We start from the raw sequence: 26,492 nt of genomic DNA, 5'->3' as shown, positions 1-26,492 counted from the left end.
AAGATGGTTTTTGTTTCATTATACTTTTATTTGTTTGTAGTAGTCGTGCTACTGCTTTATTATGTTATTCCGTTGAAATTCAGGTGGATGGCGATACTGGCAGGTAGTATGGCTTTTTATTGGTATCTCTCGCAAGGATCTAAGCGTAAATTTTTCATGCTTATTGTATTATCATTTGTGAGTTGGATATTTAGTTTATTGATGGAACGGCATGAAAAGCATAAGAAAATATATTTGACACTGTCAGTATGCATGGTTGCATTTCCGTTATTGGCAATAAAGGAATGTCCATTTATTATGGATTCCTTTATACATAAGGATATGCCTAACTGGTGGCTAGTTCCTATCGGAATGGCTTTTTTCTCACTACAACTGATATCGTATAACGTAGATGTTTATAAAGGTGCTATCAAGGCTGAACGAAACTATTTTAAGTATCTGTTATTTGCAAGCTTTTTTCCACAAATCATTCAAGGACCTATTCCGCGATATTCTCAGTTATCTGACCAATTATATGCAGGAAATAGATTTGATGAAAGAAAATTTGTTAAAGGATTCATGTTGATTCTCTGGGGCTTTTTCCTGAAATTATGTATAGCAGATAAAGCTGGAATAATAGTCAATAAGGTTTTCGATAATTATCCTACATATAGAGGCATGTACGTTTTGGTGGCAGGAATTCTTTATAGTATTCAGCTATACGCAGATTTTATGTCATGTACTTCATTGGCTCAAGGAATAGCTAATCTTTTTGGAATAGATCTTATTGATAACTTTATGCATCCTTATTTTTCAACATCTATTAAAGACTTCTGGAGAAGGTGGCACATATCACTCAGTTCATGGTTGAGAGATTATATATATATTCCGTTGGGAGGAAATCGAAAAGGGAAGTGTAGAAAGTATTTAAATATATTGATTACGTTTGCTGTAAGTGGAGTATGGCATGGAGCAGGCTATAAATATCTATTTTGGGGATTGTTACACGGAGTATATCAGCTGTTTGGTGAGTGGTTGAATCCAGTAAAAGCAAAATTTTGTGAAGTATTTAAGCTGAGAAAAGACGGTTTGGGTTATTTACTATATAAGAGAGTTGCCACATTTGTTCTGGTTATGCTGGCTTGGATTATTTTTAGAGCAGATCACCTAAAAACAGGTCTTTCAATGATAAAATCCATGTTTGCTGTGCATAATCCATGGATATTTACAAATGATGCTTTGTATTCACTAGGGCTAGGGTGGAAGGAATTCCATATTTTGATATTCTGCATGTTATTCCTGCTGTTTGTAAGTTCGGTTCAGGAACGAGGTATTGTAATAAGAGATTATATTTTGAAGAAGAATATAGCGATAAGATGGTTTATATATATTGGAGCAATTCTGTTCATAATGGTGTTTGGAACATATGGTTACGGATTTGATGCACAAGCATTTATTTATGGAGGATTTTGATTGTATGAAAAAGAGAATATTGCTTGGCATTAAATGTATACTATTTGTTACACTGGCTCTGTTCTGTGTGTTAGTGGTAAACAGATGGTTGATGCCAAAGTATTATTACAATGAAAGCTGGCCCACAACAAACACTTATCAAGACTTTTACAAATTAGATAAAAATACTGTTGAGGTGCTATTTTTTGGAAGTTCACATGCTGTATCTTCGTTTAACCCTCAGGTGGTTTACGATAATTATGGAATCCGTAGCTATAATCTGGGATGCGAACAACAAAGCCTTGTAATAACATATTATTGGTTAAAAGAAGCTCTTAAATATCAGTCACCAGAAGCTGTAGTTATAGATACATATACGTTTCATAAATACACAGATGCGTATGTTTATAATGACATGAATTGTAGTGAAGGTGTAGTTCGTAAACCTATGGATAGCATGAAGTTATCACCACTTAAGTTTGAGGCTGGCATGGCAATAGAAAAAGTTGATCCTACACAAAGCGGATTGAGCTTCCCGTTCACTAATATTCGATATCACACTAGATGGACAAGCCTTGGTGAAAACGATTATACAGAGGCAGAAATGGTGGATCATGGTGGGATTAAAGGCTTCTCTGCTTTGGGCGGAACTTCTCCTGGGGCTGCGGATGCAACATTCAGCGAAGGAGATGTAGATTCTGTTGAAGCAGAACCTATGGTGGTAATTGCAGATGAGTACCTTGGGAAGATAGTAAATCTGTGCGAAGAAGAGGGCATAAAACTCATTTTTGTTAATATTCCTTATGGCGAATCTATTGCAAGATATAAATCCACGAAGGAATATGCCGATGCACATAATATTCCTTTTTACGACTTTAATGAAGAGAACCTTTACCATGAAATAGGTTATAGTGCGGAAGCTGATAGATATGGGCATCCAAATTACATTGGTGCAGAAAAGATTTCTAACTATTTAGGCGAATTACTGCTTAATGAATACGGGATTAGTACGAAGTCGGATTCCTCTTTTGATAAGAGCAGGGAAATTTATATTCATAAAGTCAACAATATAAAATTGTCAGAAACAACAAATATATATGAGTATTTGGAACGATTGAATGACAGTGATTATGACATTTTTGTCTTTTCGGGTAGAAATATTGGGAGCTTTGTTGATGAGGACATGGCTAATAGGTGGTTTGCTCTAGGATTTGCGACAGATTTGAGAAGTATACCAGAAGGAAATCATTATTGTGCAGTCAAATCAGATAGTATTATTGAAAAAATGACCAGTGAGGATATAGCTTTTTCTGGAACTATTCGTAACGGAAAAATGATATATAATTTTTTAATTGATACTACTAATATGCTTCCGAATTATCAGATGTTTTCAATGGTGATAAACGGAACGGAGTGTGGAAATCAAAATACAGGAATAGATATAGTTGTATATGATAGTGACTTCAAGCAGATAATTGATAAGGTGAATATCAATACAACAGTTGAAGAAAAAACAATGACAAGATATTAAGCTCGGCAGAGTAAAGCAAAGAGGATTATTCCAAAGTGGAATAGTCCTTTTTTCTTTGCCCTGCGCAGGACAATAAATATTTTATCACAGGAGGTTTACACATGATTGATACAAACAACACGGCAAACAAGGGTGTGGAGGCTGCGGAGAAGCAGCTCCAGCAGGCAAAGAATCGTCTTACTCAGGAGAAGAAGAAAGCAAACGAGGCTCGAAGAAGAATCGAGAACCGCCACAAGTACATGATGGGGGGTGTTGTGCACAAGTATTTCCCTGAGTGCTACAGCTTCGAAGAGGACGAGATGAACGAGATCCTTAAGGCTGCTCTGGCTACAACGGAGTGTAAAAAAGTGATCAGTGACATCAAGTTCAGAGCTACACATCCACAGAGCAAAACCATCGAAAGCGAGGTGACTGGCGATGAGGCGAACCGTACTGACAACCGCTAATGTTTTTCCACCCAATTTATTGGGTGCGCACAGATATACCATCTCCGATGGTATGTGCGCCCTTCCGGGGGACTCCTGCGGAGGGCATTGTCCATGCTGTGCATGTCCAAAAGGGGAAGCTACACTTCCCCTTCGGCGCAGAAGAAAGCGCCTACCCTATTGTCCTCTCACAGACCATGATAACGTCGAGCTTCGCCGTTATCGTGCCCTGAGAGCTTTGCGTGCTGCCGAGAGGAGGTGGAAACATGCCGAAGTTCTTGAGCACGCGAATATCCGTAGTAAGCCGTGGAGGTGGAAGTAAAGGCGGAGGGGGCGGATCTGCTGTAGATGCCTCGGGCTATATGGATCGAGAAAAGCGTTATAGCGAATATGATGGTCACACTTATTACCCAGACGCAAAAGAGGATCTGGTGCACAAAGAGGTCAATCTCCCAGACAACGCCCCGAGAGAATATCAGGATCCCAACGTACTCTGGAATGCTGTTGAGATGGTAGAGAAAAATAAGAATGCCCAGCTTTGCAGGATGATGAAAGCATCCCTTCCAAATAGCTGGTCATATGAAGTTGCGGAGAGGGCTGTCAGGCAGTATGTTAATGACAATTTTGTTTCCAAGGGAATGTGCTGTGAGTGGGCGATTCATGATTCGGTCAACAAGCATGGACAGCGCAATCTGCATTTTCATTGTCTCATGACTCTTAGAGCTATGGATGAAAATGGTAAATGGCTACCAAAGCAGCGTAAGGTTTATATCCTTGATGAAAACGGAAATAAAATCCGCAGGGGTAAGAATTACGCTTGCAGGACGGAGCAGGTCACTGACTGGAATGACAAGGGCAAAGCCAAAGAGTGGAGAAAGAATCTGAGAGATCTGATTAATGAAATCAATGCCGCTCTTAAGATTGACGAGACTTGGGAGCACAGGTCTTTCAAGGAACTCGGAATTGATGCTTTGCCGACTATCCATCTTGGCAGTGAAGCCAATGCTCTGGAGAACAAAGGCATCCATACTGAGCGCGGTGACTATAATCGCAAGGTTATGGAGCTTAGAGGTCTTTCCAAGTTTATCAACATCACTACTGCTGCGGTTGAGAATTATAAGAAGGCTGCTGTCCAAAAGGTTGCAGAAGTTAAGAATGAAATTGTGGAGCTTATAGATGCAGTTGTTAAGCGCCATAAATTCCTACAGCTACCTCTGGTAAGTGGGTTCTATCTTAGAAAAGTTTCCAACAGACAGCTCCTTCAGGATCCGAAGAACATGCTCAGCTTTTTGGAAAAGAACGACATTAGGGATTTTGAAGAGCTCCATACTTTTTCCAAGGGACATACTGACGAGTATAACAAGCTGGCTGAAACCTATAACGGTTATGGCAAGGAGTTAAAAGCTGTTATGGCAAAGATTGAAGCATACGACAGATTTAAGCCATACCTTGATGCTTTCAGAAAGAGTGAGAGTCTTAAAGGTGTTGCCAAGTGGAAGTTTGACAGGGAAAACAAGGCTATGCTTGAACAGTATCCTGCCCAACTTAAGGAGTTCAGAAAGGTGATCCCAAAGATCGAGAAGATTGACAGGGATAAGTGGTCAAAGGATGTGGATGTTCTTTTTGATAAGCGCATGGATATTGAGGAACTGCTGAACAAAGAAATCGGAGAACTGGCTTGCGTAGAAGTCATTGACTATAACAGGGCTAATGAACAGCGTGAGCGCACCAATGACGAGCACCAGAAAACAAGACAGCAGGAACGTGAACGAGTACCTTCCAGAAAGCACAGCTCTTTGGAAAGGTAAGAACGGAGGTTATGAATGGAAAACAACAGAATAATGAATGAGCAGGAAGGCGCAGTTGTCAGCTATGATACCTGCGCTTTTTCTATGCCCACATGCACAATATCACGTACTATAGGCAAGACTACCTATGTTGCTAATCTTCATTTCAAGGAGCAGGGACAGACCTTTTCACAGAAGCTGAAAAGGGTGCTTAGAGCAGATTGTAGCTGCTAAAACTAAGGAGCCGATTTTGCTCGGCTCCTGTGGATACTCTATTCGTTTGATATCGCAAATTGCGACATCAAAAATTATTTTATTGTTTTAAGTCTCTTGATTAGGTCGCTGGCCATCTGTTTATCCTGAATCAGAGTTATTCCGAAGCATTTTGTGCCGGCGTCCTTGATGGAGGCTCCAATATGATATACATCAGTATCATCAATTACCAGAAAACGGTCATGGAATATAGTTGTTCCTTTGACAGTCAGGCTAGGATACTGGCGGTTGAAATTGCTGATATCGGTCTGGCTCAAAGTTGTTTTGGGGTGAGTGTATATTGTTACATCAACGCCCTTCTTTTTCTTGGCTAGAAGATTAAGAGTTTTAATATCAACGTATCCATCAATCAACGACAGGTTCTTCTTGGCTTTTTGAATCAGAGATGCTATTAGGCTGAAAGCGTCGTAAATCTGACCATCATAGAATATTTTTTGCTCAGACTCAGCATGATCTGAGATGTAGTCGAATACCTTATCAAATTTTGCATCTGTCTCCTTTTGGAATTCTAGCTGCTTCAATTCAACATTGCTGATTTTTTCAAATAGCAGGGCGTTATTTGATATGAACCTACGCATTTCAACGAAGGTATTCATTATACGGACGCTAACGTTGACCGCCGTATCGCTGTGAAGAACAGCGGATAGCATGGCTATTCCAGGCTCTGTAAAGCAGAATGGGAGCTTCCTTCGACCACCACGTCCCTCATTGTTTGATGTCGCAATTTGCGACTTCAAAGAGTTGTATTCTTCTTTGGTCATTTGAAAACAGAAAGATTCAGGGAAACGACCAATATTACGCTTTACACTTTCATTCAGCCTTCTGGTTTCGACTTGATAAAGCATAGCCAAGTCACTGTCCAACATTACTTGCTGGCCACGGACGGTATGGATTAAGCTCCTTATTACGGTTTCAGATACGGAAGCCATTTCATTCTTTTCTGTATCTTTTTCTTTTGCCACTGTTGTTATCCTCTAAAAAATGTTATATGGCTGCGACATCAAACAGCCTGTGGATAGAATAACATATATCGGGGAAATTCTCTACAGTTTTTTATGAAAAAGTCATGTTATGTCAGTCTAGATTTAGAGCGGATTTTAGGCACTTCCACAAGAAAAAGTACAATAAACTATTGACAAGTAGCAACAGGAGCAGCGCTCTTAAACGTATGTAATAGAATCATTATATCCCGAAGGATTTCTGAAATTTATATATACTTTCTGATAATTCCTTTACTTTTTGAGATTCCGGGTTGGGAATGGCAGACATATCCTTTCTTTTTTAGCACAATCACAATTGAAAAAACACGGTTTAAACATGGATAGCTTAAGTACCGCAAAAGTATCATTTGGATATTATATGGATATTCGGATATCAATATAATATCCAAATATGGTTGATTGATAAAAATAAACAGGTTATAATCGAAAGTACATATCAGCCAATCCGGATTACATCTTCATGTCAGATTTAAAAGCAGAATTTGTGAATTCGCTTAGGAGGTACGATTATGACTATTGAGGAGATGAAAAAGAAAAAAACCGAAAAGGGTTATACCAATGAGATGCTGTCAAAGCTTTCAGGTGTCCCCCTGGGAACTGTTCAGAAGATAATGAGCGGAGAAACCACCGCACCCAGAAAACTTACCATAGATGCGCTTTCAAAAGTTCTTGGTGATGGACTTGTTGACTATACAAAAGTGACATATCCCGAAAGTGGTATGGTATCTGAAACAGCAGTGGCATATTCGGCAGAGGGGGGAAAAAAGAGATATACCATAGATGATTACTATGCCATACCAGATGACCGGAGGGTTGAGCTTATAGATGGGGTTATTTATGATATGGGAGCTCCGTCTCTGACTCATCAGAGGATACTTGGTGATCTTTTTGTTTTATTTAGGGAATGTGCTTCAAAGCATAACATGCCATGTGAGGTCTATCTCTCCCCCTGCGATGTAAGACTGGATAAAGATAATTACACAATGGTGCAGCCGGATCTTCTGGTGATCTGCGGAGAATATGACGAAAACGGTATACGATATGAAGGTGCACCGGAAATGGTGGTTGAGATATTGTCACCTTCCTCCAGAAGCAAGGATATGGTACTTAAACTATATAAATACCAGAATGCCGGAGTGAAGGAGTACTGGATCATAGATTCCAAGCATAGAACAGTTTATGTTCATGAGTTTATGGATGAAGACTATGCCCCGAAGCAGTATGACTTTGATGCAGAGATACCTGTGGGCATATCCGGTGGAAAATGCAGCATCGACTTTTCGAAGGTGAGAGCTTGAGCGCATAATGGTACTATATGGTCTTTTGACACTCAGTCATAAAATTAAAGAATAGTGGTGATGATATGAAGACAGCTGTGATAGGAGTGGGTAATATGGGGAGCAAATATGCTTCCCTGATATTTGATGGAAAGATAAAGGGGATGGAACTTGCAGCACTTACCAGAATGCGTCCGCCATATAGCGGGATGCTTAAAGCTGCTGTGGATTCGGGTGTGCCGGTTTTTGATTCGGCAGATGATATTTTTAAAGAAGCGGAAAAGGGTGTTTTAAGGCTTGATGCAGTGGTTATTGCCACACCTCACATTTCACATGAAGATATCGCGGTTAAGGCATTCGAACATGGTTTAAATGTTCTGACAGATAAGCCTTCAGGGGTATACAGCCGGCAGGCAAGGAATATGGAGGAGGCGGCTGATAAATCCGGAAAGGTGTTTTCCATTGTTTTTAATCAGAGAACCTCACCGGTTTATATAAAGCTTAAAGAAATTCTGAAAAGCGGAAAATACGGTGAACTAAAGCGTGTGAACTGGATCGTGACGGATTGGTATCGGCCGGAAAAGTATTACACATCAAGTTCCTGGCACTCTACATGGAAAAGAGGCTTAAAGAACGTGGATGATACATTTTGTGTAACAGGTGTTAAATAGTGTATATAGACTGCAGGTAGTCCATAGGATTATCTGCAGTTTTTATTCGCGTGGTATGCCATACAGGCTATAGCATTATGAATAAAGTAGAGGTTAAATTATCCCTATCATGGTAATATATACTCGTTAATGAAAATTCTTTCCGAAACATAGATTTTTCACAGCACACAATTAAATTAAAATGAGGAGAAAACATGGAATTTAGGATTGAGCATGACACAATGGGAGAGGTTAGGGTTCCTGCAGACCATTTCTGGGGAGCCCAGACTGAGCGTTCTCTTGAGAACTTTCGTATAGGAACTGAAATCATACCCAGAGAAGTGATATTTGCATTTGCAGTACTGAAGTCTGCAGCAGCAAGTGCGAATCTGAAGCTTGGCAAGCTTACAAAGGACAAGGCTGAGGCTATCATCGGCGCTTGTGAGGATATCATGGATAACAAATATCCGGAAGAGTTTCCTCTTAAAGTATGGCAGACAGGCTCCGGAACACAGTCAAACATGAACCTCAACGAAGTCATAGCCCACATTGCGGTGCATGACCATCCTGAGGTGAACATTCATCCAAATGACCATGTAAATATGTCCCAGTCGTCAAACGACACTTTCCCCACAGCCATGAATATGGCCGCTGTTATCGCCATTCATGAGAATCTGATTCCGGCGGTTGACAGGCTTATAGAGACCATGAAGCGCCTTGAGAAAGAAAATGAAGACATTATAAAGATAGGGCGTACACATCTTCAGGATGCGGTTCCACTAAGATTCAGTCAGGAAATATCAGGATGGAGAGGTATGCTTGAGGAATCGAAGGAACAGATTACGGAAGCTTCCGCACATCTTAGAAAGCTTGCCATAGGAGGAACTGCCGTAGGTACCGGGCTTAACTGTCCTGAGGGATTCGACAGAATTTGCTGCGAAGAGATTTCTTCCATTACAGGACAGGAATTTAAGGCAAGCGGGAACAAGTTCCACGCACTTACTTCAAAAGATGGATATGTATATGTCAGCGGTGCATTAAAGGGACTTGCTGCGAACCTCATGAAGATCGCCAATGATGTAAGATGGCTTGCCAATGGTCCCCGCTGCGGTCTCGGTGAGATAAGTATACCTGAGAATGAGCCGGGAAGTTCCATCATGCCTGGTAAGGTGAATCCTACCCAGTGCGAGGCTATGACCATGGTGGCCATACAGGTTATGGGCAATGATGCAACCATAGGTATAGGAGCATCTCAGGGCAATTTCGAGCTTAATGTCTTTATGCCGGTGCTTGCTTATAATATGATGCAGTCTATACGACTTCTTGCAGACAGTATTATTTCTTTCGATAAAAACTGTGTATCCGGCATTAAGGCAAAGAAAGATAAGATGGAGGAAAACCTCAGAAATTCACTTATGCTGGTTACTTGCTTAAGCCCTGTAATCGGCTATGAGAATGCAGCTATGTGTGCCCATAAGGCATTTGAAGAGAATACAACATTACGTGAAGCTGTTCTTGCTCTCGGTTTCCTTTCAGGAGAAGAGTACGACGAAACAGTGAGACCTGAAAAGATGGTTTGATATCTTATAGATCCATGTCGTCTAGTGTGTGGCAAATACTTTTGACACTCACGTCATATGATGTATTGGTATGTTTTCAATTTGTTCATATCTGGGAGGTGGGTTTCCGCCTCCCCGTTTTTGTGTAATCAGGGATACTTCATGAACTATTATAGAATCACTTAATTTTGACGATGAAAGATAGTGTGATGAATTTAAGTGGGCAGGATGATCTCCTATTCAGGCGGTTTTTCTTTCTGGGAGTTTTTTGTTATGGGAAAGGATTTCCTGATGGATACAATTATTATTGAAAAAATAGAAAAAGCAATCGAAAACAAGGAATTGAAAGCCTTTTATCAGCCACAATATGATGCAATTACAGGAAGAATCGTCGGTGCAGAAGCACTTGTACGTTGGATAAAAGATGATGGTGAGGTTATTATGCCGGATTCTTTTATACCGGAACTCGAAAAAACCGAAGCTGTCAACGTTCTTGATTGGTATATGGCTGAGGAAACCTGTAAAACTGTTTCGGAACTCAGAAGTCAGGGGGTCAAGATATCAATTTCTTCAAACTTTTCCAGATGGCATATTAATGAGAAGTGCTTTGTGGAGAAGCTTACAGCTATTGCTGACCGCTATCAGGTTCCATACAAGTATCTTGAAGTTGAGATTACAGAATCTGCACTCATTTCAGAGTCTGCCAAAATCATTGAATGGGTAAAAGAAATAAGAAAAGCCGGATTTTCTGTAGCAATTGACGACTTTGGAAGCGGACTGTCCTCACTTCAGTTTGTAAAGGACATTCCGGCTGATGTTTTAAAGATTGACAGATCACTTCTCAGCAGTAACTGTTCCAGCGAAAAAGAGAGGATTGTTCTTGAAAGTATTTTTTACTTCGCAAAACGACTCAATATGCAGACTATAGCGGAGGGAGTGGAGACCCAGGAACAGCTGGGATTTCTGAGAACCTGTAGCTGTAACAGGATACAGGGTTTTTTATATGCGAGACCTATGCCCAAAGATAAGTTTTTCCTCTGTTGTCTTGAGAAAAGCAACAGATTGGATGCAGAAGATATTTTGTCTGTTCAGGCACCAACCAGTGCTGCCAAACTGTTAATGGATGCCATTTTCATGAGGTATCCGCTGGTTATTTTCGCAAATCTGACAAGAAACAGTTACTATATGATGGCGTATGAGAATTTCTCAACCAAATCATGTCCGGCCGCCGGTGTATTTGACGAACTGATCGTACATGGTGCCGCAACCATGCATCCCGAAGACAAGGCGAAATTTGAAGCAACATTTAATCGTGAAGCTCTTCTAAAAGCGTATGAAGAGGGCAGGAAAAGTGTCTCTGTCGTTACAAGACAGCTTGGAGATGACGGCATTTATCATGAAGTGGAGTCAACGGACTATTTCGTAAAACATGCTTCTGTAGATGATGTACTGGTCATCAGTCTTTGTGATATCAAAGGATAATGTTTATCTTTTGACTATGATTTTCAGATTCCCGGGAAGGAAACACATATGGGCGATTATGAGATGTCGGCACTTGATGCGTACCTGAACAGGGCGTTTAATATAATTATAGGTTTGCCTCTTACCGGAGCCACCACATCAGCCTTTGTATTTACCATATTCAAGCTGATTGGCTGGTGGCCGGATATTTCCATGTCAACTCTTGTGATATACGATATCATCAATGCATTTTACTTTTGCTATGCCCTATATCTTCTGAAAACCTGCAAGGATAAAAACGGAACCATTAAGCCGGAAAAGATGCGACAGGGAAAATATTTTGTGGGGTTTATCGTTGTCGCACAATGGAACTGTATCTCTTATATGATTCCTGATCGCGAATGGTGGGCTTATCTTTTCTTTTTTATCGCGCTGACCATCGTATTTTTCGACATCAGATTCACATCCATTCTGACGGCATTGCTTTTAGGTTCGACATTCATATCCTGGATAGTGAATGGGGAATATCAGTTTTTGGCATTTGATGATGCATTATTCTGGCCGACCTTCGTACTGCGTCTTTTTTGTATCGGACTAACGGTACTTACGTTGCTATCCATAACTTATTTCGGTGGAAGATACCTCGTTGAAGAGCTTGAAAAGAATGTAAACTATGACACACTTACCCATCTGCTAAACCGTCGTTCCATGGATAAGCATCTCAATAATGCCTACAATCGGGCACAGAAGGGAGAAGATACTTTTTGCCTTCTGCTTCTTGATATTGATGATTTCAAACGCGTCAATGATACCTATGGACACGACTGTGGCGATAAGGTTCTAAGGTATGTGGCGCATGCCGTTTCCACCTGTGTCAAGAAGGATGACTATGTGTTCCGTTGGGGCGGAGAGGAAATACTCGTATTATTAAAGACCGATCTCGAGCGTTCTATTCCAGTGGCCGAGCGAATCAGAAGAGAAATATCAAAGGACCCTATAGTATATAAGAAAGAAATAAAGGTATCGGTAACTGTGACTATAGGTGTCTCGTCCTATGATGGTGAAAGAACCGTGGCCGGAATGATTGAAGATGCAGATGCGAAGCTGTATTACGGAAAACGTCATGGAAAAAATCAGGTGGTGAGTGAGTAGCGGGAGATAAGCTATGGCAGAATGTAACGTATGTTTCAGACATTGTCACATAGAAGAGGGAATGTATGGTTTTTGCGGAGTGAGAACCTGCAGGGATGGCATTATTGTTCCGGGAAATTACGGGAAGATAACGTCTATAGCTCTTGATCCCATAGAGAAGAAGCCGCTCAGACGTTTTTACCCGGGAAGCATGATAGTATCTGTCGGGAGCTATGGCTGTAACCTGAGATGCCCTTTCTGTCAGAATTATCGAATCTCATGGTCTGAAGAAGCAGAACAGTGTTCTTCACAGGCTCAATATATTTCACCTGAGGAACTTTGTCGTATAGCTGTAGCAGAAAAAACCTATGGCAACATCGGTGTAGCATTTACCTATAACGAGCCCCTTATTTTCTACGAGTATGTTTTGGATACAGCAGTACTTCTAAAAAAAGAAAATCTCAAAACAGTTCTTGTTACAAATGGAATGGCAGATGTTTCTGCAGTAAATGAACTTTTTCTGTATGTAGATGCTATGAACATCGACCTAAAAGGCTTTACGGATCATTATTATGAGAATTTATTAAAAGGAAACCGACAGATGGTTATGGATTTCATCAGAGAAGCGGTGAAGCATTGCCATGTGGAGATAACGACACTTATCATACCCGGTGAGAATGATACCGACGAAGAGATATTTGAACTCAGCCGATGGATAAGTGGGCTTACCGATGGGGAAGGAAATCCGGTCGGTCGAAGTGTTCCTCTTCATTTATCCAGGTTTTTTCCCAAGTTCCATATGACCGACAGAGATGCCACGGCGGTGGACAATGTTTATCGCTTGAAAACTGTCGCTGAGCAGAATCTGAAGTATGTATATACGGGAAACTGCTAAATATAAATATTTATAAACGGTATTCTAAATATTATTTCTTCTCCGGTATTTATACGAGATTGTATTGGATGCTTTGTTTTTGTTATAATTCCTGTAATTTATGCATATAACATAATGGAAACGGGATATCTTCACTATGCTCTGATACATACTCATGAGTACAGATTCCCGGGTAAGGAGTAAGACTATTTATGAAATCAAAGCTTACATTTGGCGAGCTTATCACTATTACAAGCATGCTGTTTGGACTTTTTTTCGGAGCAGGCAACCTGATTTTTCCGGCCTATATGGGGCAGATGTCAGGTGCCAATGTCTATTCTTCGCTTCTTGGCTTTCTCGTCACAGCAGTGGGAATGCCGCTTCTTGCAGTCATTTCACTTGCACTTACCGGAAGTAACGGACTGCTGGATCTGAGCCAAAAGGTTGGTAAACGTTTCGGATACATTTTCACGGTGGCATTATATCTTGCCATAGGTCCGTTTTTTGCAGCACCGAGATGTCTTACAGTACCTTTTGAGATAGGCATCAAGCCCATGATACCTGATGGGATGAATCCGAAGCTTATTCTCTTTATTTTCACTACACTTGTTTACGGGCTGATGCTTTGGTTTTCACTTCGTCCCGGAAATATACTTACATGGATAGGTAAGATATTGAATCCTGTGTTCATAACTGTATTGGGACTTCTTCTCGCTATAGCACTGTTTCAGCCGGAAGCATCCATTCATGTGTTTGAAGCTGAAGGAGTGTATGCCGGATCACCATTTGTTCAGGGCATACTTGATGGCTACAATACCATGGACATCCTCGCAGGTCTTGCTTTTGGAATCATCGTGGTTGATGTTGTGAAAAAACAGGGTATCAGTGATCCGAATCACATTGCCGGGAATACTATCAAAGCAGGTTTCTTCAGCTGCGGATTTATGGGAGTGATATATTTTCTTGTCTCTCTCGCAGGAGCGGAGAGCAGAGCTTATGCATCTCTCAGTGATAATGGCGGTGCAGTGCTTTCGGACATTTCAGCACATTATTTCCCGGGATTCGGTTCAGTGATGCTTACTGTCATTGTTTTCTTCGCCTGCCTGAAAACAGCAGTCGGCCTTATGACGAGTTGTGCCGAAACATTTTCGGGTATATTCCCCGGCGTTTTATCCTATAACAAGTGGGCCATCTTATTCAGTACAGTTACATATATCGTTTCAAATGCAGGACTTTCATCCATCATAAAGATTTCTGTTCCGGTACTGATGATGCTGTACCCTATTGCCATCACACTGACATTGCTTTCGGTATTTGGCGGATTTTTTAAGCATGACCATACGGTAGTGGTTTCTGTTATGACCATGGCAGTGATAAGCTCGGTTTTTGATTTTATCAAAGCACTTCCTGCGGATTGGATCAATGCCATCGGCGCAAACGCTATCATTGGATTCTTAGATGCACATCTTCCACTGTTTTCGCTTGGATTCGGATGGGTTGTGCCTACAGCTGTAGGTCTTTTGATAGCTTTGGTATACAATACATCCAAGAAAACAAAAGCTTCATAACATCTTATAGAATTATATCGATAATATCCGGACAACGTATATTAAGTGTTTGGAATATAATAATAGGATAGTGATATGATTTCTTTGCTTGACCAATTTCATCCTATGCCAAAAACACATTCGATGTACCTGGACTCCCGTGGAAGAGTACTGCTCATACATTTCTGATGTTTGTATATGGAAAACCCCTGTATTTCAAAGACGCTCAGTCAACGTCTATGAAACACAGGGGTTTTATTTATATTTTAGGATAAAATGGATAACTTATTTAAGCGCCGAATACCATCTCGCGGTATCTCTTGCCTGTAGGAGTAGCTGCAAGACCGCCTGTGGCTGTTTCCTTCAGATCTCTTGACATTGCATCTCCAACCTCGCGCATAGCATCGATACACTCATCTGCGGGAATCTTTGCTTCGATACCGGCGAGAGCCATGTCAGCAGAAGAGAAGGCGATAACTACGCCTGACCCGTTACGCTTTATACAAGGGATCTCGACAAGACCTGCAACAGGATCGCAAACAAGACCTTCCTGATTGGCGATGGCGATGGCAAGAGCATCTGCGCACATCTCGGGTGTACCGCCCATGAGCTCGACAAGAGCTGCCGCCGCCATTCCGGAAGCACTGCCGCACTCTGCCTGACAGCCGCCCTGTGCACCGGCGATAGAAGCCTTTTCTGCGACTACCATACCGAAGGCAGCTGCTGTAAAGATGGACATTACAACGTCTTTCTTGTCAAGGTGTCTGTCTTCGTAAGCTGTGATGAGACATCCGGGAAGGATTCCGCAGCTTCCGGCTGTAGGTGTTGCTACGATCTTACCCATGGCTGCATTGCAGTTTGAAACCGCAAGGGCACGTGATACGGCACGGGCCATCGGCTGACCCATGAGACCGCCGCCGTTCTTTGCATACTGGCTCATGAGATAACCCTCATCACCTGTGAGACCGGAAGTAGACTTGCGTCCTTTCTGCTCGCCCCATTCTGCTGACTCACACATGATGTCAAAACACTGTTCCATGCTTTTGAAAACCTGTTCCTCGGTGGAGCCCATTTTCTTTGCCTGATCCTTCAGGCATATTTCACTGATGCGACAGCCCTCAGCCTTAGCTGCATCAACAAGTTCTTTAATTGAATTATATGAAAGCATTTATTTTCTCCTTAGATAGCATGGATAAGTAATGCATTATCGATATTATCCATTTTTTTAAGATCTGTGATCAGCTCCTCAGGTGGAAGATCATCAAGCTCCAGTGTCATAAGAGCATCTCCGCCACGTTCTTTTCTTGAAAGATGGAAACCGCTGATATTGAGGTTTCCGTATCTCCAGTACATGAGATTGGTTACATTTGCAATAACACCCGGCTTATCCTTGTGAAGGACGAAGAGAGTATTGCTTTCACCGCTGAAATTCACTGCCATTCCGTCAATGTTGTCTACTCTGATATTTCCGCCTCCGATGCTGGCACCTTCAACGAAACCTGTTTTGCCGCTTTCGCAGGTATAATAGATGCGTGCGGTATTCGGATGTGCACCCGGTATATCTTCTGCGATGAATTCATATTTAAGACCGCGCTCGGTCGCTATCTCCATTGCATTTCTTATTTCTTCCGACCAGCTCTTGTAGCCCATGATGCCGGCTAAAAGTGCTCTATCGGTACCATGTCCTCTGTAGGTGCGGGCAAATGAACCTGAAAGCTGTATTTTGACTTCTGTAAGCTTGTCATTGTCAGCGATTTTGTTCACTATAGCACCGATACGGCAGGCGCCTGCGGTGTGAGAACTGGATGGTCCGATCATAACCGGTCCTATTATATTGAATACATTCATTTGAAAAAACCTTTCTTAGGAATAGTCTTTAATGAAGGCTACCCCGTAAAGATTGTGTGAGCAGTATTAAACAGTGCTCACACTACCTGATACTGAATATTCTTATGATCAGTCGTCAGCAACAACCTGACCCTTCATGATGACTTTTCTGTAGATCTGGTCTACAACTACGCCGATGGCGTTATCGCCTGATACATTACAAGCAGTTCCGAAAGAATCCTGTGTGATGTAGAGGGCAACCATGAGTGCGCAGATAGGACCGTTAGGATCACCTGCTGTTGTACCGAATACCATGTAAAGGAATGGAAGGGCAGTCATGATAGATCCGCCCGGAGCTCCTGGAGAAGCAACCATTGCAACACCGAGAGTCATGATGAAAGGAATGACTGTCATGATGCTGATTGGAAGATCATTCATGAGACAAACTGCTGTTGCACAGGCTGTTATAGTGATCATAGAACCGCACATGTGAATGTTTGCACAAAGAGGTACTACGAAGTTTCTGATCTGTGAGCAGATACCGTCTGCCTTTGCACACTCAAGATTTACAGGGATTGTAGCTGCTGATGACTGTGTTCCGATAGCAGTTGTGTAACCTGAGATCTGGTTCTGCATAAGCTTCATAGGATTCTTGTGGGCAATGCTTCCTGCGATGGCAAACTCGATAACGAGGTAAACGAGGTGCATTGCGATAACGATGATGAATACCTTCCAAAGGATTCCGAGGATTGTAAATGTCTTACCTGAGTATGTAAGGTCAACAAATGTACCGCAGATATAAAGTGGAAGAAGAGGAATGATGGCTGTGTGAAGTACTGCATCGATGATTGCTGAAAAGTCCTTCATTCCATTGTAAAGTGAAGTGCCTACTGTCTTGCCGCGAAGGTTTGAAAGGCAAAGGCCAAGGATGAATGCAAGCACTACTGCTGAAAGTGTGTCGATTACAGCAGGAAGTGAGATGCTGAAATATGTTCCTACACTTACATCAGCTGTTGACTGAATCTTTTCAAGTGCGTCCGGAGACATGAAGTGTGGGAAGAGTGTGCTTGAAACGAAGAAAGACATACTTCCTGCAAAAAGTGTACTTGTGTAAGCAAGTAAAACAGTGATGATAAGCAGCTTTCCTGCGCCCTGTGAGAGATCTGCGATACCCATTGTAACGTATGCAAGGATCATGAGAGGGATAACGAACTTAAGGAATGAGCTGAAAATTGTTGACAAAGTAACAACTGTTTTACAGAACCATAATGGCATGAACTGGCCGATCAAAATACCAACGATGATGGCAATGATAAGCTTTGGTACTAGACCTAATTTGAATTGTTTCATAAATTCCCCTTAAAACATCACGGGTTTACCCGTTTAAAATGACTCAACAACAAGAAGATGTGCACAGTTCTTCTTATCAGTTACGCGTATGATAACTAAAAAAAATACATTTGTAAAATTCATGATTTTAAACTATCCTATTAAAAACAATAATATCAAAAATCCTCTTTGATATTGTCGGGAGTGCCATGGATTTAAGAATGGCAGTTCTGTTATATATCGGACTTCGATATAAAAGCATAGGGAAACGCTGAATAATGCGTTTCCCTGGCCGGATTTTCGATGCGAAGCATCAATTTCCATTGAAAATCCGTGCCCTGACGCCGGAGGCTCTATGGAAACACTGATATAACCAGTTTTTCCATAGTAAACGCCGATACCCTTATGGGCATCACTGCCGGGTTTCCGGTATAGAAAAAACACTGATTCAATATGTATTGAACTGAGGAGAAATCATGGAGATACGACAACTTATCACTTTTCAGAAGGTTGCGGAACTTGAGAGCTTTTCGAAAGCCGGCCACGAACTGGGGTATTCCCAGTCAACAGTTACAGTTCAGATAAAAGCTCTGGAGACAGAACTCGGAACTATTCTTTTCGACAGATTCAGTAAAAACGTAAAGATAACTCCTGATGGACTGTTGCTTCTCAAGTACGTTGAAAATATCACAAATCAGATAAATTCCCTCAAAAGCGCTTTGGGTAACGAAGAAGCCAGAACACATACACTTCACATCGGAACATTGGATTCGTTGTGTATGTTTACGCTTACGGAGATACTTAAGCTTTTGCGTGAGCATCACCCTGAATATCACATTAAGATAACCAGAGGTTCACCTTCGGAACTTACTGAAATGATGGAGAAGAACGAAGTAGACATTATATATATCCTGGATGCTCTTTACTATAACGTTCACTGGAAACGTGTTATTCAGAAAAAGGAACCATGTGTTTTTGTTTGTGGTCCGCAGAATCCCATCCTGAAAAAGCAAGAGATAAATTTGCATGAACTTGTAAAGGAACCGTTTTATCTTACTGAGGCAGCAGATAACTATCAGTTTGCTTTGGCTCAGTTCCTGGCATTTCATGAGCTTTCCATTGAACCTGTACTGGAAGTGGGAAGTACTGAAGTCATCTCGAATATGATACATGAAACAGGTGGCTGCTCATTCCTTCCATATTTCGCTATTAAAGAACACCTTGAAAAGGGATATCTGAAAGAGATTCCTGTGAAAAACTTTCACATAGACATGTTCCATCAGGTTATTTATCAGGAAAGTAAATGGGTTACCAGTGAAATGCTGGAGTTTATCCGAATTGCCAAAGCTACCCTGATATAACATGTCACGCCACACATATGACTTGCGTAGAGTCCTTCCTTGTTTGGTGTACCGGTTATTGATTTGTGTCAATGCAAATATTCATTATATGACGTGAGTGTCAAAAGTATTTGACACTCACTGATTAGCGCCAACGCACACATTCGTGTGCAATGAGCAGGAATCCTTACAGATTCCTTTGAAACGCTCAAAGCCGCGTGGCTCCTTCGCTTAAAAATCGAAGGCAGATGTGCTGCTGAACACTCAAACTTGGGCCCTTATGCTATGCAAAACGACTTCGTTATTCATATTCAGGCGGTTCATAAAATCTCAAATCAACGTGCAAGCACGTGATTTGGTACTTTTGCCCACTGCATCATTATATGATTACGGTGGCGAATGGATAAAACATGTGCTATAGTTATCCTTTAATGCTTTAAAGTGCTGTGACGCGCTGGGATAATTCAAAAAAGTTTTTGGTTTTCGCTTCGGATTGAACTTTTGCATAGCGATAGCTATGCTGATTTGAATGGTTATCAGGAAACCTTTTGAGATTTTCGGTTTCAGTGTCATACGTAAAGCGAAATAATGGGATTACGTTCCCGAATTATAGGAGTGTAAAAGTGGAACTGTTTTATCAAATATCTGGCACTGTTAATTCTTTTGTCTGGGGAGTACCTACGCTTGTACTTCTGATAGGAACCGGTATTTTCATTACCTTGAGACTCGGATTCATTCAATTTGTGAAGTTTCCGTATATTATGAAGAATACCCTTGGCAGACTGTTTGAAAAAAGAACCAGCCAGGATGGTGCCCTTACGCCCATTCAGGCCCTTACGACAGCTCTGGCGGGAACTGTTGGCACAGGCAATATTGCCGGAGTTGCGGGAGCGATATCGCTTGGCGGTCCGGGCGCTATTTTCTGGATGTGGATTGCGGCTCTTTTTGGTATGTGTACAAAGTATGCCGAGATCATTCTTGCGGTACATTATCGTGAAGTAAATGATAAAGGTGATTTTGTGGGCGGTCCCATGTATTACATTGTTAATGGCCTTGGAAGTCAGTGGAGATGGCTGGGTGTGATTTTCTCGATCTTTGGATGCGTAGCAGCCCTTGGAACAGGAAACATGACACAGATTAACACTATCGCCACATCTATAGGATCGGTTTTCAGTTCTTTCAATCCTGAAATCTCGGGTTCTGACATGCAGAGGATTTATCTGATCATAGGAATCATAGGAGCTATGCTCACTATTCTTGTGCTTTTCGGCGGTATGCAGCGTATCGGAAATGTAACTGAAAAGCTTGTTCCTATCATGGCGCTGGTTTATATCATTACTTCCATTGTGGTTATCATTACTCATGTCAATGCATTGGGCGGGGTATTCTCACAGATTTTTAAGGGGGCATTTTCTCCTTCGGCTATAAGTGGTGGTCTTATGGGTGTCACCATCAAACAGGCGGCAAGAGCAGGTTTTGGAAGAGGTATATTCTCAAATGAAGCCGGACTCGGCACAGCACCTATAGCCCATGCGGCAGCAGATGTAGACCATCCTGTACATCAGGCTATGTACGGTATTTTTGAGGTATTCATGGATACCATAGTTATCTGTACTCTTACGGCTGTGGCTATTCTTATTTCAGGATGTGCAGATGGGTTCTATGGTCATTCTGCAGGTACAGACCTTACTATCATGGCTTTTTCAACAACGTTTGGCAGTAGAGTTGCATCTATCATTATAGCTTCATGTATTACGCTCTTTGCTTTTTCTACACTTCTTTCATGGAGCCTCTACGGTGTTCGATGTATGGAGTTTATCTTCGGTACCAAAGCAATCATCGTATATCAGGCTATATATGTTATGTTTGTGGTAGTCGGTGCAACAGTACAGCTTAGCCTTGTCTGGGAGATTGCGGATACAGCCAATGGTCTTATGGCAGTACCTAACCTTATTGCGGTACTCGTTTTATCCCCTAAGGTGGTAAAACTCACAAAGGAGCATTTTAAAGGGGTGAAATCTGCTTAGGCAGGATTCAACCTTGAAATCAATGATATATTGATGGCGTGAGTGCCTCAAGTCATGTTGGGCGGTCCATAAAGCCTGGTCTCCACTCTCAAGCAAGTTTGATCTGTGAGATAGGTTTTTGTCCCTTGGCTCATATTTATACATTGTGTCTTTATTTGGCGCTTTACCTGGTGGTCCGGAAACGGATCATCAGGTTTTTTATTATGTACAGGTCCGATAAAATGCAGTAAACAGGCCTTTACGGCCATTGCAGCAGAGATAAGTGCGTGACAAAATTCGGCTGCTTTCGTAATTGGTGTTAATATTTTGGTAAAATTGTTCGACATAATAGTCATAAGTGATTTCATTGGATGCAGTTTTGGCTCAGGTCTGGATATTTTATATATTTATCCCGTAAACTGCGGTTCTGCTGCTGAAAACAGTTGAAAACACTATAGATGCAAGGCTTAGACCCTAAGCCAGGACTATTATTTTTGAGGGGATGTACATGAAAAAAATAGCAATTACGGTAAATAATGAAAATGACAATATTTATTGGCAGTTCGGACAGTGCCCGCGTTTTAAGGTTTTTGAGGTTAATGATGAGAATCATATAGTCAGTTACGGATACCTCCCTGTGATGGGACAAAAGGCAGATAAAGACCTGGAGGCCATGGTTCAAAATGATGTCAATGTCATTATCTCGGAAGGCATGAGTCCCGGAGTGGTTAATAAAATTGAGGAGGAAGGACTTTCTATTGAAGTTTATGCGGGAGTCAAAGGCAAGGCAGATGACGCTATAATCAAATATCTTGCAGGCATGCTTGAACAGGAATCGGTTACAGTTCATTGAATAATGCATGTGGTAAAAGTACTTGATCGGTGATATATAATCTCATGTCGGTGGAGAACCTGGCATGAGATTATTTAGTTATACAGTGTTCCGTTACATTGAATGATAAGTGATCTTATCATTATGCGTACAGTATTGAGCGGCTTTTGTGAATGGAGATTTTGTATGAATAAAAAATACATATTGCCCATAGTCCTTATTTTTATAATGTCTGTACTTTGTTCGTGTAACTCCAAAACTTCCGGAACTAAAAAGGCAGCTAAGCAATATTCTGAGACTGTGCGTGAAAAAAAGGCGAGTGCAGTGTCTGAAGCTGAAACAGAAATTCCAAAGCTGATAGGAGAGGCTTCTCTTAAAGAAGCACTGATGGAAAGATTTGATAGATGCATGGGAATACAGGGAACCGCCGGAGCCTCACTTAAGACTCTGCATCAGGCTGTACACTTTCTTGAACTGGCCAATGCCGGCGAATTCACACTTAATATTGTCAGCCCTGCTACATTGGAATTCTATAATTCTCTGGAGGAAAGAGATCAAAAAGATTTTTTGGAGACCTGGGCGGGGATCGATTACTACACGGATACAATACTCTATGACTTGTACTCTATTGCCAATATGCTTGAAGATTCCGGAGATCTTGATACGGCGAAGAGACTGGTTGGTAACAAACAGCTTAAAGACAGATGGGAGATTATGCGTAAAGGCATAGAGAGTGTTCTTCCTGCCATTTCTGAGGATGTTACGGAAAGCGAAACCAAAGGTGAAACTGAACAGGAATCTATGGATTTAACGGAGGAATCAGAACTTTCGGAAGAACAGGAATATGAATTGTCAGGAGAAGGAGTCATAGACATTGATGGAAATGACCCTGACATCGATGAAGAGATGGAAAGCAGATTGGAATACAATCCGGAAACTTCTGTGTCATATACCGGACGGGCAGAGGAAACCACAACCGGAGCTCCGGTGGAGAACACTACACAGGTTCCTGTCATGACACTTCCGGCTGAAAAATATCCAACAGGAGGTCCGGCAACAGATTCATTTTCCAATGTCATCATTATATCGGTGGATGAGAAGATGGATCCGGGGGAACTTAGTGCATTCATGAGTAAATATAATCTGAATATGGTATATGATTATCAGAATTTCAATATGTACGCTGTTTCCTGTATCGGCGTAACAACCAAAGAACAGGTCGAAAACATTATGTCTATGATCAAAACAGAAAATCACGTAATAGGGGTTGCGCCTGACACCGTTATGCATTTATATTAATGGGCATGTTTGGTGAAAGGTGATGTAAATGAATCTGATAATTGGTAATATCCTTGGCTTTATTGGCTCCATACTTATGGTATGTCTCGGTTTTGTACATAAGAGAAGATACATACTCATAGGTCAGAATATCCAGTTCCTTATCATGGGAGTGGGCAATGCGGTATTAGGCGGAATGTCTGGCCTTGTCGCGAATATAGTAAGTGTGGCAAGAAATGTTTTCTTCCTGAAGCGTGAGATGACTGCATTCTGGAAATACTTTTTTGTTGTAGTTCAGATCCTTGTGTCGGGAGTTTTTCTGTATGTTGGCGGGTTCAGATGGATGGAACTGTTACCTATAGTGTCAGCAGTGCTCTATACAGTTATGCTTGATACTCCCAAAGAAAGCCATCTTAAGATTGTCCTTACCGTATGCCAGTTAATGTGGCTTACATATGATATTATGCTCATGAATTATGCTGCGGCAGTATTTGATGTTCTTACTATTTGTGCAAATTTTGTCGGTATGATGAGAGCCATAAAAGAAGAAGCCATGGAAAACAAATGTTAAATAGAACTTTATGCAGTTATGAGCGATACTTCAAAGAGTCAGGTACATTGGTTTATTGAGTGAACCGGTATCTGATATTGGCTTAAATTTATTTCATACCCATTTTCATTTAATTCTACAAAACCGTCCTTTACTTTTGGATAGAAGTGAAGGACGGTTTTTTGCTGTGCCGATGACTGCTGCTAACTTCTTGAAGTAAAAATGATTTTATCAGTGTCATTTACAAAAACAGAGCAATATTTCATTAACAAAAAATGAAAATTTCGTTATATGAATGATTTATGAAGAATATTTCCGCCCAAGATACTATACTATACCTAATGGTAACAGGGATTTGGCATAAAGCAGAAGAATATTTTGCACTAATGTTAAGATGATCAAGGAGGAGCATTTATGAAGTTACGAAAGCATTTGCTATCTGTTGCTCTTACAGCAGGATTGATCATGATTATGACATCCTGTGGAGGCTCTAATGAAGATAAGACAGCTTCCGCAACAGTGACTGAAACTACAGTTCAGGAAACGACACGAAAAGCAGAAGAAATGACAGGCAAAGCGGATGAAGGGAACAAAGAAACTGAAACATCTGTTGAAAGCGGGGATGTGGGACGGTATGTGATTTATGAATATGAAGCCGGAGGACATTCCGTCACGCATGATATGCTTGTAGAGTCCGGAATGGGTAATACATACATTGAACTATATTCGGATGGAACAGGCAAGTTCAATCTGTTTGACAGTCTGCTTGACATAACATGGAAACCCGGTGAAATAACGGTGTATGGCACATCTGTGTACACATATGAAATTAAAGATGACAAACTGTATCTCGATATGCAGGGTACTGCGCACTATACCATGGTCAAAGAAGATGGAGATTTTGATTCCGGATCAGGAGCAAACAAGTCAGAAGAAAAGAAAGAAGCAGGTAATGCGGATGATAAAGAAACCGATGAAGATAGTACAGATAAGGCTGACTCTGACAGCGGCACAAAAACAGATGCACCTTCAGGTGATGGAATCATTACGGAAGAGCAGCTGCAGAAGGGCTATGTATGGATGAACAGGGTTGCGAAGGATATTTTTAATACTACATATGAAGAGCTGGCAGAATACTTTGGGGTAGATGGAGAATTTGATAAAGAAGAGTACTCTGATCATATGAAGCGTAACAAGAGGTATTACAAGTGGATATCTTCTGATGATTCAACACATTTTGTCTATGTCAACTTTGATGAGAAGGATGCGGAAAAGGAACCCGGTGTTTATAAGATAAGTAGTTTTAATTCAAGTGGTTTCTCGTCATCAGAAGCAGAATCGAAGTATCTGGAAGAAGTTAAGGCTGAAGCATCCGATAATGACAAAGCGGCGGCAGCAAATGCTAAGATGAAAGACTTTGCTGTGGACATACATCCTTTTGGAAACGATAATGACGGTGTAAATATCAGTATGCAGATTCCTGAATCCGGATGGTCGTATGATGAAAGCCGTGATAAAGTGGTTGAGAATGAAGATGCAGATGCTTTCGGCGCAGGATTTATACAGTTTAAACTTAAGGATAACGTAGAAGGCTTCGACTTCTATAAAAAGGACTTTGAAAATTATAAGGATATTGATGATCGTGAGTTCGACGGCGTTGTATTTCATGGAAGAACTTATAAGAGTATAGGATATGAATGGACTGAATATATAGCACAGCTTGATGATACTCATGCACTTTCTATCGGTATCGTACGGATAGATCTTAGTGATGGTACTATGGGAGACAAAATTCTTAAGAGCCTGAAGTTTAAGATTTGAAAAAACAGGCGGTGGATTTTAACGTTAGAAGTTACACAGGTCGTATAGTGACAAAAAATATCTGTAGGCTTTTCGGGCAGATGCAGACATTAAGCATTTGCCCTGAAGAGCTTTACTTTAGTATACGATATAGACAGGTATTAGTAAGGATAGGTGTTATACTGTTATTTATATGTTTATCTATCATGAGAATTTGCATTGAAAATTCAGTTATGAAAAAAGATATCAAAAAAATTGAAAAAATGTTTGACAACGTCGGATATAACTGTTATATTAACTGAGCGCTCGAGAGAGCGGTAAACAAATAGCTTTAAACGAAGCGATTAGAACCTTGAAAATCAAAGATCGATTAATACACAGACCCTGAAGATTCTTTGAAAAAGAAAATTCAGAGCGGAAGAGTTCAAAAGAACTCGGAAGCAAACGACCAAATATGGTCAAGCGAATTTATTCGCAGTAAAGAAACGGACAGAACGAAAAGCCAAGCTTTAGTTTTGAGTTGAAGGAGTTTTCATCAGAAAACTCCGGAACGATATGCACCGATCTATGATCGGCGTCCTGC

At 41.1% G+C, this 26,492-nt stretch carries 22 protein-coding genes; 18 read left to right on the top strand and 4 right to left on the bottom strand.

Annotated features, from left to right (window positions below; genetic code table 11):
- Nucleotides 1-3 precede the first annotated feature (3 nt).
- The 5 genes from BM294_RS08115 to BM294_RS08095 all read left to right on the top strand — a co-directional run bounded on the left by BM294_RS08115 (nt 4) and on the right by BM294_RS08095 (nt 5,408).
- A complete protein-coding gene (locus tag BM294_RS08115; protein ID WP_091206729.1) occupies nt 4-1,452 on the top strand; it encodes an MBOAT family O-acyltransferase in 1,449 nt (482 codons plus the stop codon).
- A 4-nt stretch (nt 1,453-1,456) separates the two neighbouring features.
- Nucleotides 1,457-2,962: a hypothetical protein gene (locus tag BM294_RS08110; protein WP_091206726.1), complete on the top strand. Its 1,506-nt coding sequence runs from the start codon at nt 1,457-1,459 to the stop codon at nt 2,960-2,962.
- Nucleotides 2,963-3,063: 101 nt separating this feature from the next.
- Nucleotides 3,064-3,408, top strand: coding sequence for a hypothetical protein (locus BM294_RS08105; RefSeq protein ID WP_091206723.1), 345 nt, complete (start codon nt 3,064-3,066; stop codon nt 3,406-3,408).
- A gap of 245 nt (nt 3,409-3,653) precedes the next feature.
- Nucleotides 3,654-5,195 carry a MobA/MobL family protein gene (locus BM294_RS08100; RefSeq protein ID WP_091206720.1) on the top strand — a complete coding sequence of 514 codons (1,542 nt, stop codon included), beginning with the start codon at nt 3,654-3,656 and terminating at the stop codon, nt 5,193-5,195.
- A 15-nt stretch (nt 5,196-5,210) separates the two neighbouring features.
- Nucleotides 5,211-5,408 carry a transposon-encoded TnpW family protein gene (locus tag BM294_RS08095; RefSeq protein WP_091206718.1) on the top strand — a complete coding sequence of 66 codons (198 nt, stop codon included), beginning with the start codon at nt 5,211-5,213 and terminating at the stop codon, nt 5,406-5,408.
- Nucleotides 5,409-5,482: 74 nt separating this feature from the next.
- On the opposite strand, the gene BM294_RS08090 is transcribed toward BM294_RS08095, so the two are convergent.
- Nucleotides 5,483-6,376 (bottom strand): ORF6N domain-containing protein, encoded by an 894-nt coding sequence (locus BM294_RS08090; RefSeq protein WP_207648052.1) that lies wholly within the window; start codon nt 6,374-6,376, stop codon nt 5,483-5,485.
- A gap of 581 nt (nt 6,377-6,957) precedes the next feature.
- Here BM294_RS08090 and BM294_RS08085 point away from each other — a divergent pair.
- The 7 genes from BM294_RS08085 (at nt 6,958) to brnQ (ending at nt 14,968) form a co-directional block, all read left to right on the top strand.
- A complete protein-coding gene (locus tag BM294_RS08085; RefSeq protein WP_091206712.1) occupies nt 6,958-7,746 on the top strand; it encodes a Uma2 family endonuclease in 789 nt (262 codons plus the stop codon).
- A gap of 65 nt (nt 7,747-7,811) precedes the next feature.
- Nucleotides 7,812-8,396: a Gfo/Idh/MocA family protein gene (locus BM294_RS08080; RefSeq protein WP_091206709.1), complete on the top strand. Its 585-nt coding sequence runs from the start codon at nt 7,812-7,814 to the stop codon at nt 8,394-8,396.
- A 194-nt stretch (nt 8,397-8,590) separates the two neighbouring features.
- Nucleotides 8,591-9,955, top strand: a complete 1,365-nt coding sequence (gene fumC, locus BM294_RS08075) for a class II fumarate hydratase (protein ID WP_091206706.1) — start codon at nt 8,591-8,593, stop codon at nt 9,953-9,955.
- A 252-nt stretch (nt 9,956-10,207) separates the two neighbouring features.
- Nucleotides 10,208-11,416: an EAL domain-containing protein gene (locus BM294_RS08070; RefSeq protein ID WP_242944483.1), complete on the top strand. Its 1,209-nt coding sequence runs from the start codon at nt 10,208-10,210 to the stop codon at nt 11,414-11,416.
- A gap of 48 nt (nt 11,417-11,464) precedes the next feature.
- On the top strand, nt 11,465-12,547 hold the full coding sequence (locus BM294_RS08065; RefSeq protein WP_091206704.1) for a GGDEF domain-containing protein: 1,083 nt from the start codon (nt 11,465-11,467) through the stop codon (nt 12,545-12,547).
- 13 nt (nt 12,548-12,560) lie between these two features.
- Nucleotides 12,561-13,421, top strand: a complete 861-nt coding sequence (amrS, locus tag BM294_RS08060) for an AmmeMemoRadiSam system radical SAM enzyme (RefSeq protein ID WP_091206701.1) — start codon at nt 12,561-12,563, stop codon at nt 13,419-13,421.
- Between the two features lie 191 nt (nt 13,422-13,612).
- Nucleotides 13,613-14,968 (top strand): branched-chain amino acid transport system II carrier protein, encoded by a 1,356-nt coding sequence (gene brnQ, locus BM294_RS08055; protein WP_091206698.1) that lies wholly within the window; start codon nt 13,613-13,615, stop codon nt 14,966-14,968.
- A gap of 268 nt (nt 14,969-15,236) precedes the next feature.
- Here the strand turns inward: brnQ and sdaAA are convergent, their stop codons facing one another.
- The 3 genes from sdaAA to BM294_RS08040 form a co-directional block, all read right to left on the bottom strand.
- On the bottom strand, nt 15,237-16,115 hold the full coding sequence (sdaAA, locus tag BM294_RS08050; RefSeq protein ID WP_091206696.1) for an L-serine ammonia-lyase, iron-sulfur-dependent, subunit alpha: 879 nt from the start codon (nt 16,113-16,115) through the stop codon (nt 15,237-15,239).
- A gap of 11 nt (nt 16,116-16,126) precedes the next feature.
- Nucleotides 16,127-16,795: an L-serine ammonia-lyase, iron-sulfur-dependent subunit beta gene (sdaAB, locus tag BM294_RS08045; RefSeq protein ID WP_091206693.1), complete on the bottom strand. Its 669-nt coding sequence runs from the start codon at nt 16,793-16,795 to the stop codon at nt 16,127-16,129.
- Between the two features lie 108 nt (nt 16,796-16,903).
- Complete coding sequence (locus BM294_RS08040) at nt 16,904-18,124, bottom strand: dicarboxylate/amino acid:cation symporter (RefSeq protein ID WP_091206692.1); 1,221 nt, start codon at nt 18,122-18,124, stop codon at nt 16,904-16,906.
- A gap of 455 nt (nt 18,125-18,579) precedes the next feature.
- Between BM294_RS08040 and BM294_RS08035 the strand changes: the two genes are divergently transcribed.
- From BM294_RS08035 to BM294_RS08005, 6 genes are all read left to right on the top strand, one after another.
- Nucleotides 18,580-19,464: a LysR family transcriptional regulator gene (locus BM294_RS08035; RefSeq protein ID WP_091206689.1), complete on the top strand. Its 885-nt coding sequence runs from the start codon at nt 18,580-18,582 to the stop codon at nt 19,462-19,464.
- Nucleotides 19,465-20,066: 602 nt separating this feature from the next.
- Nucleotides 20,067-21,470 (top strand): alanine/glycine:cation symporter family protein, encoded by a 1,404-nt coding sequence (locus BM294_RS08030; protein WP_091206686.1) that lies wholly within the window; start codon nt 20,067-20,069, stop codon nt 21,468-21,470.
- Between the two features lie 487 nt (nt 21,471-21,957).
- Nucleotides 21,958-22,302 carry a NifB/NifX family molybdenum-iron cluster-binding protein gene (locus BM294_RS08020; protein ID WP_175494598.1) on the top strand — a complete coding sequence of 115 codons (345 nt, stop codon included), beginning with the start codon at nt 21,958-21,960 and terminating at the stop codon, nt 22,300-22,302.
- Between the two features lie 165 nt (nt 22,303-22,467).
- Nucleotides 22,468-23,580, top strand: a complete 1,113-nt coding sequence (locus BM294_RS08015; RefSeq protein WP_091206679.1) for a hypothetical protein — start codon at nt 22,468-22,470, stop codon at nt 23,578-23,580.
- A 28-nt stretch (nt 23,581-23,608) separates the two neighbouring features.
- Complete coding sequence (locus BM294_RS08010) at nt 23,609-24,130, top strand: YgjV family protein (protein WP_091206676.1); 522 nt, start codon at nt 23,609-23,611, stop codon at nt 24,128-24,130.
- 393 nt (nt 24,131-24,523) lie between these two features.
- Entirely contained in the window at nt 24,524-25,930 is a 1,407-nt protein-coding gene (locus BM294_RS08005; protein ID WP_091206673.1) for a hypothetical protein, read from the top strand.
- Nucleotides 25,931-26,492: the final 562 nt, after the last annotated feature.

The sequence above is a fragment of the Oribacterium sp. WCC10 genome (genome assembly GCF_900113415.1).
Classification (GTDB): Bacteria; Bacillota; Clostridia; order Lachnospirales; family Lachnospiraceae; genus Oribacterium.
This window is presented reverse-complemented; position numbering and strand designations above follow the sequence as displayed.